This window comes from Catenuloplanes atrovinosus (genome assembly GCF_031458235.1).
In the GTDB taxonomy this organism is placed as follows: domain Bacteria; phylum Actinomycetota; class Actinomycetes; order Mycobacteriales; family Micromonosporaceae; genus Catenuloplanes; species Catenuloplanes atrovinosus.
Genome location: NZ_JAVDYB010000001.1, coordinates 615996 through 632358 on the forward strand (window position 1 = coordinate 615996; position 16363 = coordinate 632358).

12 protein-coding genes and 1 tRNA gene are annotated in these 16363 nt (G+C 71.4%); 8 read left to right on the plus strand and 5 right to left on the minus strand.

The genetic code is table 11. From position 1 onward, the window contains the following. Positions 1-333 precede the first annotated feature (333 nt). Together J2S41_RS02785 and J2S41_RS02790 are read left to right on the plus strand one after the other, a co-directional pair. Positions 334-744, plus strand: a complete 411-nt coding sequence (locus tag J2S41_RS02785) for a TIGR02611 family protein (protein WP_310362635.1) — start codon at positions 334-336, stop codon at positions 742-744. Positions 745-1016: 272 nt separating this feature from the next. Continuing rightward, positions 1017-1091: transfer RNA gene (locus J2S41_RS02790), tRNA-Val, on the plus strand. A 250-nt stretch (positions 1092-1341) separates the two neighbouring features. Here J2S41_RS02790 and J2S41_RS02795 read toward each other — a convergent pair. Then, positions 1342-2508, minus strand: coding sequence for a macrolide family glycosyltransferase (locus J2S41_RS02795; RefSeq protein ID WP_310362638.1), 1167 nt, complete (start codon positions 2506-2508; stop codon positions 1342-1344). Positions 2509-2600: 92 nt separating this feature from the next. Here J2S41_RS02795 and J2S41_RS02800 point away from each other — a divergent pair, with 92 nt between their 5' ends. From J2S41_RS02800 to J2S41_RS02810, 3 genes are read left to right on the plus strand one after another with little or no spacing between them, the layout of a single operon-like run. Beyond that, entirely contained in the window at positions 2601-3926 is a 1326-nt protein-coding gene (locus tag J2S41_RS02800) for an extracellular solute-binding protein (RefSeq protein ID WP_310362640.1), read from the plus strand. A 1-nt stretch (position 3927) separates the two neighbouring features. Continuing rightward, a complete protein-coding gene (locus J2S41_RS02805) occupies positions 3928-4821 on the plus strand; it encodes a carbohydrate ABC transporter permease (RefSeq protein WP_310362643.1) in 894 nt (297 codons plus the stop codon). Further along, complete coding sequence (locus J2S41_RS02810) at positions 4821-5651, plus strand: carbohydrate ABC transporter permease (RefSeq protein ID WP_310362647.1); 831 nt, start codon at positions 4821-4823, stop codon at positions 5649-5651. The genes J2S41_RS02805 and J2S41_RS02810 overlap by 1 nt, the downstream gene beginning before the upstream one ends. 1231 nt (positions 5652-6882) lie before the next feature. On the opposite strand, the gene J2S41_RS02815 is transcribed toward J2S41_RS02810, so the two are convergent. The 4 genes from J2S41_RS02815 to J2S41_RS02830 form a co-directional block, all read right to left on the minus strand. Beyond that, positions 6883-7581 carry a DedA family protein gene (locus tag J2S41_RS02815; RefSeq protein ID WP_310362649.1) on the minus strand — a complete coding sequence of 233 codons (699 nt, stop codon included), beginning with the start codon at positions 7579-7581 and terminating at the stop codon, positions 6883-6885. Between the two features lie 33 nt (positions 7582-7614). Then, a complete protein-coding gene (locus J2S41_RS02820) occupies positions 7615-9195 on the minus strand; it encodes a DUF4153 domain-containing protein (protein WP_310362653.1) in 1581 nt (526 codons plus the stop codon). 140 nt (positions 9196-9335) lie between these two features. Continuing rightward, a complete protein-coding gene (locus J2S41_RS02825; protein ID WP_445343915.1) occupies positions 9336-10496 on the minus strand; it encodes a HAMP domain-containing sensor histidine kinase in 1161 nt (386 codons plus the stop codon). Next, on the minus strand, positions 10493-11170 hold the full coding sequence (locus J2S41_RS02830) for a response regulator transcription factor (protein ID WP_310362656.1): 678 nt from the start codon (positions 11168-11170) through the stop codon (positions 10493-10495). Before J2S41_RS02830 ends, J2S41_RS02825 begins: the two co-directional genes overlap by 4 nt. A gap of 183 nt (positions 11171-11353) precedes the next feature. Between J2S41_RS02830 and J2S41_RS02835 the strand changes: the two genes are divergently transcribed. The 3 genes from J2S41_RS02835 to J2S41_RS02845 all read left to right on the plus strand — a co-directional run bounded on the left by J2S41_RS02835 (position 11354) and on the right by J2S41_RS02845 (position 16351). Continuing rightward, positions 11354-11635 (plus strand): DUF2087 domain-containing protein, encoded by a 282-nt coding sequence (locus tag J2S41_RS02835; RefSeq protein ID WP_310362659.1) that lies wholly within the window; start codon positions 11354-11356, stop codon positions 11633-11635. A 158-nt stretch (positions 11636-11793) separates the two neighbouring features. Next, a complete protein-coding gene (locus tag J2S41_RS02840; RefSeq protein WP_310362661.1) occupies positions 11794-13860 on the plus strand; it encodes a DNA gyrase/topoisomerase IV subunit B in 2067 nt (688 codons plus the stop codon). A 10-nt stretch (positions 13861-13870) separates the two neighbouring features. After that, positions 13871-16351: a DNA gyrase/topoisomerase IV subunit A gene (locus J2S41_RS02845; RefSeq protein WP_310362663.1), complete on the plus strand. Its 2481-nt coding sequence runs from the start codon at positions 13871-13873 to the stop codon at positions 16349-16351. The last annotated feature ends 12 nt before the right edge of the window (positions 16352-16363 follow it).

The following is a 16363-nucleotide window of genomic DNA, read 5'->3' on the forward strand; positions in this document are numbered from 1 at the left end:
CGCTGCGGGGTGCTCACCCCGCGTATCCCATACTCAGCGGATACATCCGATTACGCTCCGTCATACGCTGATCTCACCCAGTAGTAGGAAGTCGGTACCGAACTGGTCTTCCAAAAGCGGATTTCTAGTAAGATCCCGGCGTCTTGCCTGCTCCTCGGCCCGCCCTCGCGGCGGTACCAACGTCGACTCACTCCGGTAACGTCGAGTTGTCCCTTTCAGTGACGGCCCTAGGGCTACCGGGAGTAGGTAATGACGGCAAATCCCTCCACGGCGTCTCCCTCCACGGCGTCCGATTCCACGGGTGATCATGAAAAGGCGGAAAGCCCCGAAGCGGTGAACCGACCCATTCCGGCATGGCGCCGCCGGATCACCACCACACTGGCCAACATCCGGGCGAATCCGACCGGCCGGATAGCCCTCAAGATCGGCGTCGGCCTGCTCGGCGCGATCGTGGTCGCCGTCGGTATCGTCGCCATCCCGCTCCCCGGGCCGGGCTGGGGCATCGTCATCGTCGGCCTGGCCATCTGGGCCATCGAATTCGCCTGGGCCCGGCACCTGCTCCACTTCACGCGCACATACGTACAGGCCTGGACCCGCTGGATCATGCGACAGCCGTGGCCGCTGCGATCGTTGCTGGGCCTGCTCTGCTTCGTCTTCGTCAGCGCCGTGGTGTGGCTCTCCATCCGCCTCACCACGGGCATCGACCTCATCCAGGTGGGCCTGGACATCCTCGACCGCTTCTGAACCGGCCGGCTGGGCGGCGTGACGAGTATCAGGAGCGTCAGAAGCCGATGTACCCGCTTCCGGCGGCGCGGGATCCGCATGCTCGTCGCTGGCGCTCCTCCCTGCCGGTCCCGTCGTGGTCCGGGCCGCTTGCGGTCGCGTCGTGGTCCGGCCGCTTGCGGCGGCCGGCGGCGCGGCGCATGGGAACGGCCGCGTGGCCGCGATCCCTCCGACGCGCCGGAGACCCCGATGTGCGCGGCGGGCGCGGCCTCCGGTACAGTTCTGTCTCGCAAGGGCGATTAGCTCAGTGGGAGAGCGCTCCGTTCACACCGGAGAGGTCACTGGTTCGAACCCAGTATCGCCCACCATCCCTTATCGGATGTTTCCGATCCTCTGAAGGCCAGCCGCGTGGGCTGGCCTTCCGTGTTTCCGTGCTGGTGCGAGCCCGCGGACCGCCGGAAGAGTGACCTGTCCATCGTTGTGGCTCGGCCGTGCGGCCGTCGAAGTCTTCCACGCAGCACATGGCCGTACAGCGTCAGCAAGCCGATCGAGGCGCCGCGGCTGCGGGTCATCCGCTGGACGCGCCGGATCACGGTAGTGAGTCGCCGGGAGGACGGGTCAGGGGAGGAGGCGTTCGGTGGCGTCCGCGGCGGCGGGGGTGCCGCCGGCGGTGGTGAGTTCGTCGCGCATCCAGGTTAGGCGGGTGCGGATGTGGTGGCTGGTGGTGACCTCGTCGATGGCGGTCCAGAGCGTATCGGCAGTGACCTGGGCCGGGGGGAGGGTGGTGCCGAGGCCCAGTTCGGCGATGCGGTCGGCGTTGGCGCGTTGTTCGGCCATCTGGGGGATGGCGACCATCGGGACCTGGAAGTGGAGGGCCTCCATGGTGCTGCCCATGCCGGCGTGGGTGACGAAGGCCCGGGCGTGGCGGAGCACGGCCAGCTGGGGTACGTGGCGGTGGATCTCCACGGTGGGTGGGACGGGACCCAGGGCGGCCGGGTCGACGTCGCCGATGGCCAGGACGACGTGCCAGGGGCGGGTCTCGGCGGAGCGCAGGACGGTGCGGTAGAAGTCGGGGCGGTCGTTGTAGGCGGTGCCGAGCGAGACCAGGACCACCGGGAGGTCGCCAGGCGGTGCCCAGTCGCCCTGGTAGGCGCGCTCGGAGAAGAGTGGGCCGACGAACTCGTACCGGTCGGTGAACGTGTCGCCGGCGTACTGGAAGGCGCGCGGCAGCGTCACCAGGCGGAGTGCGGCGCTGTCGCCGCGCATGAACGGCTCCATGGCGCCGGCGCCCCGCTGTTGCAGGAACCGGCTGATCCGGGCCGCCATGAGCAGGAAGCGCGGGCTCAGCGGGTTGAACGTGGTGTACGCCCGGGCCATCGACCAGTGCTCGTTGCTGACCAGGTTCGGCCAGGTCTCCACGGAGGGCAGCTGCCACCGGCGGGCCAGGATGCGGCCCCACCAGCACATCGGCCCGTCGTGGACCACCAGGTCGGGCCGCTCGGCGTCGGCCAGCTGAGCCAGCATCGAGCGGGTCTCGGTGAGTAGCAGGTTCATGGCGCGGGCCAGTTCGCGGCCGTGCATCTGCGGCGTCCGGACATCGCGGCGGCCCTCCCAGGTGGAGGTGACCGGGACGACCTCGGCGCCGGTCTCGGCGACGCGCTCCGCGTACGCGGGCGTGGTGGCGTAGGTGACGCGGTGTCCGCGCCGGACCAGCTCGGCGGCGAGGCCGAGCGTCGGGTTCACGTGCCCCGCGGCGGCGGGGGCGTAGAAGGCGACGGTAGCCATACGTGCATTTAAGTACGTCGAGTCGACCCGCGTTGCGAGGTGATCGTCGCACTTCTATATTCGCCGGTAGGTGCGGTGACAGGGGGACGACGATGGTCAGCCGAATCGTACGGCCGATGATCGCGGCCGGGCTCGTGGGCGTGCTCGCCGTGGGGTGCGGCGGCGTGGGCGGCGGTGGTGGCGGAGACGCGGTCACGCTGTCGATGATGGGCTTCGGGACCGGGGACGAGATCGCCAAGACGCGGTTCGACGAGGCCAACCGGAGCATCGCCCCGAGCGCGGCCGCGGCCGGCGAGGGCAGCTTCGACGCGCAGCAGTTCCTGGCCGCGGTGGCGTCCGGCGCGCCGCCGGACCTGGTGTACATGGAGCGGCGGCTGCTCGGGACGTACGCGGCGAAGAAGGCGCTGGTGCCGCTGGGAGACTGCGTGGCGCGCGAGGGGATCGACCTGGGGCAGTTCCGCCCGGCCGCGATCGCGGAGGCGACGCTCAACGGTGAGCTGTACGGGCTGCCGGAGTTCTACAACAACCGCATGCTGCTGATCAACGACGCGGTGCTGAGGGAGGCGGGGCTCGACCCGGCCGCGTTCGCCACCACCGACTGGGACGCGCTGGCGGAGGCGGCGGAGCGGCTGTCCGTCACGGACGCGGGGGCGCTGCGGCGGATCGGGTTCGACCCGAAGATCCCGGAGTTCCTGCCGATGTGGGCGCGGGCCAACGGGGCCGAACTGGTCAGCGTAGACGGGCGTACCGCGCGGCTGGACGACCCGAAGGTGGCCGAGGCGCTGGAGTTCACGGTCCGGCTGATCCGCGCGCAGGGCGGCTGGGCCGCGTTCAAGTCGTTCCGGGACACGTTCGACTTCTTCGGCGCGCGGAACCAGTTCGCGCAGGGCCAGCTCGGCGCGTTCGTGATGGAGGACTTCTACCTCAACGTGCTGGCGGAGCACTCGCCGCAGGCGACCGTGACGGTGGCGCCGTTCCGCGGCCGGGACGGTGCGCCGGTCGACTGGATCACCGGGAACGCGTGGGCGATCCCGGCCGGCAGCCCGCACGCGGAGCAGGCCTGCCGGTGGATCAAGACGATGACGGACAGTCCGACGTGGATCGCGGCGGCCAGGGAACGGGCGCGGGTGCGGGCGGAGGCGGGCAAGCCGTACGCCGGCACGTTCACCGGCAACGTCCGCGCGGACGAGGTGATCTTCCGGGACGTGGTGCAGCCGAGCCCGGCCGTACGTACCGTGCTGGAGACGCAGCCGTCCGGGTTCGCGCTGCCCGCGATGGCGGCCGGCGAGGAGTTCAAGGCCGCCTGGCAGGAGGCGGTCAACCGGGTGCTGGACGGCCGGCAGTCACCGGCCGAGGCGCTCGCCGAGGCGCAACGACAGGCCCAGGCGGCGCTGGACGAGGCGAACCGCGGATCGTGACATGGCGCGCCGCGAGACGTGGGCCGCGTACGGGTTCCTCTCCCCGTGGATCATCGGCTTCGCCGTGTTCATGGCCGGGCCGATGGTGGCCAGCCTGGTGCTGTCCTTCACCGACTACGACGTGCTGACCGACACCCGGTTCGTCGGCGCGGACAACTACCGGGCGATGCTGGCCGATTCGCGGGTACGCACCAGCCTGGCCAACACGCTGATCTACACGGCACTGCACGTACCGTTGACGATGGTGGTCTCGCTCGCGCTGGCCATGCTGCTGATCCGCGCCGGGCGCCGGTCGGCCGGGTTCTACCGGACCGTCTTCTACCTGCCCACGGTGACGCCCAAGGTGGCGGTCGGCGTGCTGTTCCTGCTGCTGTTCAACGGGCAGGACGGGCTGATCAACCGGGTGCTCGCGCTGGCCGGCGTGGACGGCCCGGACTGGACCGTGGACCCGGCGTGGATCAAGCCGGGCCTGGTGCTGATCGGCGCGTGGAGCCTCGGCAGCACCGTGATCATCTACCTGGCCGCGCTGCAGAACGTGCCGCGGGACCTGCACGAGGCGGCGGCGATGGACGGCGCGTCCGCGTGGGCGCGGTTCCGCGCGGTAACCGTGCCGTCGATCAGCGGCGCGCTGTTCTTCACGCTGATCATCAACACGATCGGCGGGCTGCAGACGTTCGACGAGGTCTACACCGCGTTCTACGGCAGCGCCAATCAGCAGACGTACGGCAGCGACGCCGCGCTGTTCTACGTCGTCTACCTGTTCCAGCAGGCGTTCCGGTTCCTTCATGTGGGGTACGCGTCCGCGCTCGCCTGGCTGCTCTTCCTGATCATCGTGGCGATCACGCTCGTCCAGGTGCGGCTGAGCCGCCGCTTCGTCTACTACGAGAGCGAGTGATGTCGGTGAAGGCACGTCGCTGGCTGATCTGGATCGGGCTCGCCGTGGCGGCCGTCGTGTTCACATACCCGTTCGCCTGGCTGGTCAGCGCGTCGCTGAAACCGCGGGCGGACGTGTTCGACAACGCGCTGATCCCGCGCGAGTGGGCGCCGGAGAACTACGTGACCATCTGGAGCGCCGCGCCGGTGCTCACCTGGCTCACGAACAGCGTCGTGGTGGCGCTGGCCGCCGCCACCACGGTGACGATCTCCAGCGCGATCGTGGCATTCGGCTTCGCGTACTTCCGCTTCCCCGGCCGCAATGCACTGTTCGGGCTGGTGGTCGGCACCATGATGCTGCCCGGCGCGGTCACGATGATCCCGACGTACCTGATCTGGAACGAACTCGGCCTGGCCGCCACGCAGGTGCCGCTCTGGGCGCAGAACCTGTTCGGCAGCGCGTTTTACATCTTTCTGATCCGGCAGTTCTTCCTCGGCGTGCCGCGCGAGCTGTTCGAGGCCGCCCGCGTCGACGGCGCCGGCTACTGGCGGCTGTTCTGGCGGATCGCGGTGCCGCTCTGCCGTCCCGCACTGATCGTGGCGTTCGTGTTCGAGCTGCGGGCGAGCTGGTCCGACCTGCTGCGGCCACTGATCTATCTGCGCGACCCGGCACTGTTCACCATGCCACGCGGCATGAAGGCGATCCTCGACCAGTTCGGCCAGGCGGGGGAGTCACGCTGGGAGGTGGTGCTGGCCGGCGCGGTGATCACCACGATTCCGATGATCGTGGCCTTCCTGCTCTGCCAGCGATATTTCCTGGAGGGCGTCGCGACCCAGGGCCGAAAGGGCTAGCTTTCGGCACGACTCGTTCACAGGCCGGGTCTCCCCGCGGCTCGCGCTTCTTTCCGCGTGACCTGTTCGCCGCGGTGGGGAGGGGTTGCTGGCCCGGCCATCTCCGTTCACGGTCGCGCTTGCTTGCCGTGGGGCTCGTCCTGCCGGGAGCGGTGGAGTTCGGGCGCTCCGTTCACGGTCGCGCTTGCTTGCCGTGGGGCTCGTCCTGCCGGAGGCGCTGAAGTTCGGGCGCTCCGTTCACGGTCGCGCTTGCTTGCCGCGGGGCTCGTCCTGCCGGAGGCGCTGAAGTTCGGGCGCTCCGTTCACGGTCGCGCTTGCTTGCCGCGGGGCTCGTCCTGCCGGAGGCGCTGAAGTTCGGGCGCTCCGTTCACGGTCGCGCTCGCTTGCCGCGGGGCTCGTCCTGCCGGAGGCGCTGAAGTTCGGGCGCTCCGTTCACGGTCGCGCTCGCTTGCCGCGGGGCTCGTCCTGCCGGAAGCGCTGAAGTTCGGGCGCCCTGCGCCCGAAATTTCGGCATATTGAGGACGGTATCGATCATCCATCGTGACTTTGTGAGCCTCAGGCACGTAATTCGCGCGGAATTACGTGCCTGAGGCTCACAAAGTGAGTGGTCACGGGAGTAGGAAAGATCGCGAGTCCTGGACCGCCGGCCTCCGGCTGCTCAGCCGGACTTGGCGGCCCCGGTAGCCGCAGCGGGCGCCCCGCCGCGAGGGTGCCGCGCGGCGAGGGTGCCGCGCTGCGAGGGTGCCGCGCCGTTCGTGACGTGAGCGGCGTCGAGGTCGCGTAGGTTCGGTCCGGCCACGCCGGGACCGGCTCCGTCGCCGCGAGCGGAGCGGAGCGCCAGCGGAGTCGGAGCTCGCGGCGAGGTTTGCCCGCGGGAGCATGCGGAGCTGAACCAGGCCGGGAGCGGGAAGATCGGTTCTGGGCTGGTTCGTGGGACCGCGTAGTGCCGCGACCATGCGGATCTGGACCGGGCCGGGAGCCGAAAGGTCGGGTCGACGGCAAGCCGCGCCGGCGGGCGGAGCGGCCGGCCGCCGAACGGTCCGGGGATGGGTCAGCGGGTGCCGGGGACCGTGGCGGCGGAGCGCGGTGTGGGCGGTGATCCGGACGTGGCGGGCCAGGGCGGGAACTCGACGCGGGCCCGGCCGGAGCGGTCGGTGGCGGCGGGGCGGTCAGCGTGGTGGCGGCCACGACCGCCACCACGACCGATGGCATCGACATGCCTGAATGATGGCTATTTCTCCGCGGCGGGCGCGAGTGCGGCGGTGGGGACGGGCGCGACCGGCTCGGTCAGGACGGTGACGGACGTGCCCTTGGCGCGGCGGCGGGCGAGCAGCCAGCGGGACAGCTCCATCAGCACGGTGAGCGTGATCGCGGTGCCCAGCGCGAAGGCCACGCCGGCCAGCCTGTTCTCCTCGAAGGCGGCGCCGCCGAGGAAACCGATCATGCCGCAGTAGATCGCCCATGAGCCGGCCGCGATGGCGTCGAAGAGGGCGAATCGGGCGCGCGGGTAGCCGCACGCGCCCATGGTGAGCGTGGCCGCGGTGCGACCACCGGGAATGTAGCGTGCCACCACCAGCAGCAGTCCGCCGCGCTTGTTCAGCGCGGCGGAGGCCCAGTCGAACGCGGCCCGGCGGCGGCCGGTGGGCGGTATTCGCCGGGCCAGGCCGGTGGACCGGCCGATCTGGTAGGAGATGTGGTCGCCGCAGAACGCGCCCACCGCGGCGACCACGATGACCAGCGCCAGGTTCGGCTCACCGGAGATCGCGAAGACGCCGGCGGTGATCACCATGGTCTCCGACGGCACGGCGGGGAAGAACGCGTCCAGCACCGCCAGCGCGAACAGGGCCAGGTAGACCCACGGCGACGTGACCGCGGACTCCAGCAGCTCGATCATGTCCTCGAACCTATTGACGGACGGGGTGCGTGACATCCCGCGAAAGTAAGATCTGACCCGGAGATTGCCTCAGGGATGTGTACAGGGGGTGAAGTCCGGCGGGCCGTCAAGGATCGCACGGGCGCGTTCCCTGGCCAGGTTGAGGTCCTGCCACCCGTCCGGGTGATCGGCCAGCCGCTCCGCCAGGTCGGACAGCAGGCAGCCGCGCAGTCCGGCCGGGGCCTTGGCCAGCTCCGGCACCGCGTCCGCGGAGAGCCGCCGCAGATAGTAGGTGTCGATCCGGTCCTGGGCCAGGTTGTGCCTCGCGATCAGCGCGTCCGGGTTCACCGCGACCAGCGCGAGCAGCGCCAGCGCGGCGGTGCCGAGCACGGCGCGGGGCAGCCACCGGGCGCGCAGCCGGACGCCCGCGGCCAGCACCATCAGGAAGACCGCGCCCAGCCAGAGTTCGCACGCGAAGACCAGCACGCGCAGCCGGGTCAGGCCGTAGACGTCCGCGTACAGCCACATCCGGGACAGCGCGGACGCCACGATCAGCAGCGTCAGGCCGGCGAGCACGCCGAGCAGGACCCGGACCACGGTACGGTCGGCCCGCGACGCGCGCGGCGCGGTGAGCACGGCCACGCCCAGCACCAGCAGCGTCAGGCCGGTCACCACCAGCAGCTGCCAGAAGCCGGACCGGGCGTACTCCGCGTAGGTCAGCCCGGCCGTGGCCAGCACGTGCCCGGCGCCGCCGAACAGCACCGCGGCCTGCACCAGCACGAACGCGCCGAACAGCAGGTCCAGCGCGACGAGCGGGACCAGCCATTCGGTACGGCGGACCGGCCGGCGCACCGGCTCGTCCAGGTCCCCGGTGGCGGGCGGCGCGGTGCGCAGGAACGCGGGCGCGCCGATCAGCAGCACGAGCACCGGGAACAGCACCAGTAGCCGGGACATGACGGTGCCGTCCGGCGCCGGCAGGGACGCGCTGACCAGCTCCGCGAACGCGGCGTCCGCGGACGCGAACAGCGCGCCGAACACGATCACCAGGATCACGGTGACCAGGATCGGCAGCGCCAGCCGCGGTCCCTCGGGGCCGCGCCGGCGCAGACCGCGGGCGCCGCGGGCCAGCCAGGGCACCGCGCGGACCGCGGCGGCCGGCATGATGCCCGCGACGTAGGACAGCGCCCGGACCGAGTGGCCGCCGGCGATCGCGAGCAGCGCGGTGAGTGCCGCGGTCGCCACGCAGAGCGCGAACAGCCAGCCGGCGGCGCGGATCGTGCCGGCGCCGAGCAGCAGCACCGTGACGGCGGCCCAGAGGTACCGGTCGGTGCGGCGGGGGGTGGGCGTGTCCCGGGGCGTGACGCGCGCGGGCGGCATGGTGGAGCGCACCCGGGCGCGGCCGGCGACCAGCAGCGCGGCTGCCGCGGCCAGCGCGGTGAGCAGCCAGCCGAGGCCGGGGCGGGCGGGGTTGAGGACGGCGGCGCCGATCGCGGCGGCCGCGATCACGGCGACGAACGCGACGGGCGCGGCGCCGGTGCCCGGGCCGGGCCAGCGATCGGGGAACGACGAGGGCCAGGGGCCGTGCAGCGGCGGTCCGGCGTACGGCCGCGGCGGGAACGGCTGCGGCGGGAACGGCTGCGGCCGAGGGGCGGCGGGCGATGCGCTGGTCATGGTGAGAGCTCCTGGGTGACGGTGTGCGGGCGCGCGCCATCGCCCGTCCGGGCCGGGTGCGCGCGGACGGTGCAGACGCGGCTTCTACTGAGGTGACGTGTTCGGGGCGGCCGTACGTACCGCTGGATGATCGTGGTTTTTCACGCGGTCCCGGCGGGCAGCCGGACCTGGACGTGCGCGCCGGTCATCGTGTCGCCCGGGCCCGGGTCGACGACCGCGATGCCGCCGTGGTGCAACTGCACCACCCAGCGGGCGATCGCCAACCCGAGCCCGGTCCCCCCACCGGTCGCCCGCTCGCCGCGGGTGAAGCGCTCGAAGACCCGCTCGCGCTCCTCGACCGGGATGCCGCTGCCCTGGTCGGCGACGGAGAAGAGGATGTCGTCGCCGTCCCGGGCGGCGCGGAGCCGGATGGTGCCGCCCGGCGGGCTGTGCCGGGCCGCGTTGTCCAGCAGGTTCGCGAAGAGCTGGTGCAGGCGCCCGGGGTCGCCGTCCAGCGTCAGCCCGTCCTCGGTCTCGAACGAGATCGGCACCGACGGGCTGTTCACCCGCGCCTCCGCGACCACGTCCGCGAGGAAGTCGCCGAGCGCGATCTCGGTGCGCTTCATCGGCACGATGCCGGCGTCCAGGCGGGACAGGTCGAGCAGCTCCGCGACCAGCGTGCCGAGGCGTTCGGTCTGCGCGAGCGCGGTGCGCATGGTCTCCGGCTCCGGCTCGGCGACGCCGTCGACGATGTTCTCCAGCACGCCGCGCAGCGCGGTGATCGGCGTGCGCAGTTCGTGCGAGACGTTCGCGATCAGCTCGCGGCGCTGCCGGTCGGCGGCGGCCAGGTCCGCGGCCATCACGTTGAACGCGGCGGCCAGCTCGCCGACCTCGTCACGGGAGTTCGTGTGGACGCGCCGGGTGTAGTCACCGCGCGCCATGTGCCGGGCCGCGTCGGTCATCTCGCGCAGCGGAACGGTCGCGCCGTGCGCCGCGATCTGCAGCGTGAGCAGCGCCAGCGCGACCGCGGACGCGATGAACGCCACGTTCAGCGGGATCCATTCGAGCGAGTACCAGAGCACCAGCAGGCCGACGCCGCCGGCCAGGCCGAGCGCCAGGGACAGCTTCGCCTTGATCGAGCGGACCGGGTCGAGCGGGCGGGGGAGGCGGCCGAGCACCTTCTCCACCGCGTCCATCAGCGGGCCGACCGGCGGGCGGGCGCGCACCCAGCCGCCGGCGCGGTAGACGCGGTCCAGCAGCATCGAGCCGAACCGGACGATCCACGGCAGGTCGTGCGCCGGCCGGCCGCGCAGCAGGCTCACCGGCCGACCTCGAGGGCATAACCCACGCCGTGCACGGTACGGATCAGGTCGGCGCCCAGCTTGCGGCGCAGGCCCTTGATGTGGCTGTCCACGGTGCGGGTGCCGGACGCGTCGGCCCAGCCCCAGACGTCCGCCAGCAGCCGCTCCCGGGGCAGCACCGCGCGCGGGCGCGCGGCCAGGTGCACCAGCAGGTCGAACTCGGTCGGCGTCAGGTGTGCCTCCACGCCGCCGCGGGTCACCCGCCGCTCGGCCCGGTTGATCTCCAGGTCGCCGAGCACGATCGGCGGCTCGCCGGCCGCGGCCTTGGTCATCCGGCGCAGCAGCGCGTGCACCCGCGCGGTCAGCTCGCGCATGGAGAACGGCTTGGTCAGGTAGTCGTCCGCACCGACCGCCAGCCCGACCAGCAGGTCCGTCTCGTCGTCGCGGGCGGTCAGCATCAGCACCGGCACCGGCCGCTCGGCCTGCAGCCGGCGGCACACCTCCAGGCCGTCGAAGCCGGGCAGCATCAGGTCCAGCACCACCGCGTCCGGGCGGATCCGGCGCGCGGCCTCGACCGCGCCCGGGCCGTCGGCGGCGCAGTGCACCTGGAAGCCCTCGGCGCGCAGCCGGGCGGCGACCGCGTCCGCGATGGTGCGCTCGTCCTCGACGACCAGGATCGTCCGTTGTGCGGTCATGTGTCCCCTCCTCGCAGTCCCCGTGAGGGTGACTCTAGGGACCGATCGTGCAGGCCGGACGCGGGACTTGTGAACGAACTGTGCAGAAAGCCGCGGGCGCTCCACAGTGGAAATCGGTTGACCCGCGGCGCGCCCGGCGTCCAGGGTGACGTGGATCTCTATCGTCCCACCGGAGGTGACGCAGTGTCAGACGCCGACGACGCTGCCGTCCGCACGTTCGTGCGCGACGGCCGGCTCACCGCCATGCCCGGCAAGCTGAGCCGCCGCCGCGCCGTGCTGGACCACCTCGCGCGCGCGTCGTTCGCGCCCGGCCGCCGGTATCGGGAACCCGAGATCAACGACATCCTCCGTGCCTGGTGCGACGGGGTGCCGGGGGTGGACCACGTGGCGATCCGGCGATACCTCATCGATCTGGACATCCTGGCCCGCGAGGACGGTCTCTACTGGCGCGCCTACGAGGCGTGATTAGCACAACTGTGCGATAGTCTTCCCGTTCGTGCGCGTGTGACGCCCCGCAATCCGCGGCATGGAGCGACGGACTCGTCGGACCCTGCGGTTAGGCTCGCGGGGTCGAGTTACGGCGCCCACCCAGCACAAGCGCGAGGATCTGGAGTCAAGAACCGGTGACTGCACAGCCCGAGACCCTGTACGGGGCAGCCGACCTCACCCACCTCGAGGGGCTGGACGCGGTCCGCAAGCGCCCCGGCATGTACATCGGGTCCACCGACAGCCGTGGCGTGAACCACCTGTTCAACGAGATCGTCGACAACTCCACGGACGAGGGCGTGGCCGGGTTCGCCACCCGCGTCAAGGTGACGCTGCACGAGGACGGCTCCGTGCAGGTCGACGACGACGGGCGCGGCATCCCGACCGACATCCACGCCAAGTCCGGCATGTCCGGCGTCGAGCTGGTGATGACGCGGCTGCACGCGGGCGGCAAGTTCGGCGGCTCCGGCTACAAGACCTCCGGCGGCCTGCACGGCGTGGGCGCGTCCGCGGTCAACGCGCTGTCGCTGCGCTTCGACGTGGTGGTGCGGCGGGACGGCAAGGTCCACGAGATCTCCTTCCGGCACGGCATCCCCGGCGAGTTCCACGGCCCGGGCCCGGACGCGTCGTTCACCGAGGGCGGCGGCCTGCGCGTCACCGGCAAGATGAAGCGCGGCGAGCCGACCGGCACCACCATCCGGTACTGGTACGACGCCCGCTACTTCGAGGCCGGCGCCGCGCTCGACGTCGAGGCGGTCCGGGCGAAGATGCGCAACACCGCGTTCCTGGTCCCCGGCGTGACGTACGTGCTGCGCGACGCGGGCGTGGACCCGATGTCCGGCGACGGCACCGAGACGTTCCACTTCCCGAACGGGCTGGCCGACATGGTCGACTTCCTGGCGCCGTCCAGTGAGAAGCCGGTCTGCGGCACGCTACTGATCAACGGCTCGGGGACGTACCGGGAGAACGCCGCGGACGAGAACGGCGTGATGCGCTCCAACGTCGAGCGGCACGCCGAGGTGGAGATCGCGTTCCGCTGGGGCACCGGCTACGAGCGGACCGTGGAGTGCTTCACCAACACGATCCGCAACGTGCACGGCGGCACCCACCGCAAGGGCTTCGAGCGCGCCGCGGTCCGCGCGCTGGTCGAGGCCGTGCGGAACACGCGCGGTCTGCTCAAGCCCAAGGAGGAGCCGCCGGTCCTGGACGACGTGCTGGAGGGCATGACCGCGGTCGTCCACGTGCGCGTGCCGGAGCCGCAGTTCACCTCGCAGACCAAGGACGAGCTGTCCACGGCCGGCATCACCCGGGTGGTGCAGCAGATCGTCGAGGCGCGGCTCAAGGACTGGGTGCAGGACAAGAAGACCAAGACCGAGGCGCGTACGGTCCTGCAGAAGATCGTCGACGCGGGCCGGGTGCGGCTGACCCAGAAGCAGCAGAAGGACGCGGCCCGGCGCAAGACCGCGCTGGAGGGCGCGTCGATGCCGGCCAAGCTGGTCGACTGCCGCTCCACCGGCGTCAGCCGCAGCGAGCTGTTCATCGTCGAGGGCGACAGCGCGCTCGGCACCGCCCGGATGGCGCGCTCCTCGGAGTACCAGGCGCTGCTGCCGATCCGCGGCAAGATCCTCAACGTGCAGAAGGCGAGCCTGCAGCAGGTCCTGGACAACGCGGAGTGCTCCGCGATCGTGCAGGTGCTGGGCGCGGGCTCGGGCCGCACGTTCGACCTGGGCGCGATGCGCTACGGCCGCATCCTGATCATGGCGGACGCGGATGTGGACGGCTCGCACATCCGTACCCTGCTGATCACGCTCTTCGCCAAGTACATGCGGCCCGTGATCGAGTCCGGCCGGCTCTACGCCGCGATGCCGCCGCTCCACAAGATCACCACCAAGGGGCGGAACAGCGAGACCATCTACACGTATACGCAGCCGGAGATGGACAGCACGGTCGCCCGGCTGACCAAGGCGGGCAAGCAGATCGTCACGCCGATCCCGCGGTTCAAGGGTCTCGGCGAGATGGACGCGGACGAGCTGTGGGACACCACGATGAATCCGGCGACCCGCGCCGTCCGCCGGATCACGCTCGGCGACGCGGAGGCGGCCGAGCGCACGCTGGAACTGCTGATGGGCGAGAAGGTCGAGCCCCGCAAGAACTGGTTGATCGAATCGTCCGACCGCGTCGACCGCGACGCCATCGACGCCTGAGGGATCTGTAATGGCACGCCGCAAGGACTCCAAGTCCGCCAAGGTCGACCTGTCCGCGTTCGACGCGGCCGGGGCGCGGATCATCGACAACCCGCTCACCACCGAGGTCGAGGACTCCTATCTGGAGTACGCGTTCTCGGTCATCCACTCGCGCGCGCTGCCGGACGCCCGCGACGGGCTCAAGCCGGTGCACCGCCGCATCCTCTGGTCCATGTACGAGCAGGGCTACCGGCCGGACCGCGGTCACGTCAAGAGCGCCCGCGTGGTCGGTGACGTGATGGGTAAGTACCACCCGCACGGCAACGTGGCGATCTACGACGCCATGGTCCGGCTCGCCCAGGACTTCTCGCTGAACGTGCCGCTGATCGACGGCCACGGCAACTTCGGCTCGCCGGACGACGGCCCCGCCGCCGAGCGGTACACCGAGGCGCGCATGTCCCGCGAGGCGATGCTGCTGGTCGGCGAGCTGGGCGAGGGCACCGTCGACTTCGTGCCGAACTACGACGGCTCGCTCGAACAGCCTTCGGTGCTCCCCGCCGCCTTCCCGAACCTGCTGGTCAACGGCGCGGCCGGGATCGCGGTCGGGATGGCGACCAACATGATCCCGCACAACCTCGGCGAGGTGGTCGCCGCGGCCCGGTGGCTGATCAACCACCCGGACGCCACGCTCGACAAGATCATGACGTTCGTGCCCGGCCCCGACCTGCCGACCGGCGGGCTGCTGCTCGGGCTGGACGAGGTGCGCCGCGCGTACGAGACCGGCCGCGGCGTGGTGCGCATGCGGGCCAAGGTGGTGATCGGGCCGCTGGAGGGCTCGCGCGGCCGCCAGGCGATCACGGTGACCGAGCTGCCGTACGGCATCGGCGCCGAGAAGGTGATCGAGAAGATCACCGACGAGGTCAACAAGACCCGCCGCCTCCAGGGCATCGCCGACGTCAAGGACCTCACCGACCGGGAGAACGGCACCCGCCTGGTCATCGAGTGCAAGGTCGGCGTCAACCCGCAGGCGCTGCTCGCCGACCTCTACCGGCTCACCCCGCTGGAGCAGTCCTTCGGCGTCAACAACCTTGTCCTGGTCGACGGCCAGCCGCAGACCCTCGGGCTCAAGGCGCTGCTGGAGGTGTTCCTCCGGCACCGCTACGAGGTGGTCACCCGGCGGACCACCTACCGGCGGACCAAGCGCCAGGAGCGGCTGCACCTGGTCGACGGACTGCTCATCGCGCTGCTCGACATCGACCGGGTGGTCGCGCTGATCCGGTCCAGCGACGACGCCGCGTCCGCCCGGGACGGCCTGATCGAGCAGTTCGGCCTCTCCGAGATCCAGGCGACGTACATCCTGGACACGCCGCTGCGCCGGCTCACCCGCTTCGACCGCCTGGAGCTGGAGTCCGAGCAGGAGCGCCTCAACTCGGAGATCGCTGCGCTGTCGCTGATCCTGGACGACGAGAAGGTGCTGCGGAAGGTCGTCTCCGACGAACTCGCCGCCGTCGCCAAGGACCACGCCACCCCGCGCCGCACCGCGCTGATCGACGGCGACCTCAAGGAGGTGCTGGCCGCGTCCGTACCGGCCGGTCCGCTCGAGGTCAAGGACGACCCCTGCCAGGTCATCCTCTCCGCGACCGGCCTGGTCGCGCGTACCGCCGCCGAGTCCGAGGAGTCCTCGGAGAGCACCCGCCGCAACGGCCGCGACCGCCACGACGCGGTCCGCGCGCTGGTCCACACCACCGCCCGCGGCCAGGTCCTGCTCATCACCAACCGCGGCCGCGCCTTCAAGACCGACGTGCTCCCGCTCCCGGTCCTCCCCGAGCACACCGGCACCGTCTCGCTGCGCGGCGGCATGTCCGCCAGCGAACTCGCCGACCTCGACCCCGGCGAGACCGTCATCGGCCTCGCCCCGCTCACCCCCAAGCCGGGCGAGACGCTCGCGCTCGGCACCCGCCAGGGCGTGGTCAAGGTCTGCGCCCCCGAGTGGCCGGTCCGCGCCGACGTCTTCGAGGTCATCGGCCTCAAGGACAACGACGAGGTCATCGGCGCCACCTGGATCACCGGCGACGAGACCCTGGCCTTCGTGACCAGCGACGCCGCCCTGCTCCGCTTCGCCGCCTCACTGGTCCGCCCCCAGGGCACCAAGGGCGGCGGCATGGCCGGCATAAACCTCACCACCGGCTCCACCGTCATCTTCTTCGGCGCCATCGGCACCGACGACCCGGCCCACGGCGCCCCACTGGTCATCACGTCCACCGGCCGCACCGTGAAGGTCACCCCCTTCGGCGAATACCCGGCGAAGGGACGTGCCACCGGCGGCGTCCGCGCACACCGATTCCTCAAGGGCGAGGACGCTCTGGCGGTCGCCTGGATCGGCGTCCGGCCCGCGGCCTCCACCACGACGGGCGAGCCGATCGACCTGCCCGCGATCGACCCGCGCCGCGACGGTTCGGGACACGCGGGCATCTGCCCGGACCTGGTGGGGCATCTGATCGAGCGCGATTAGCGGACATCTTTG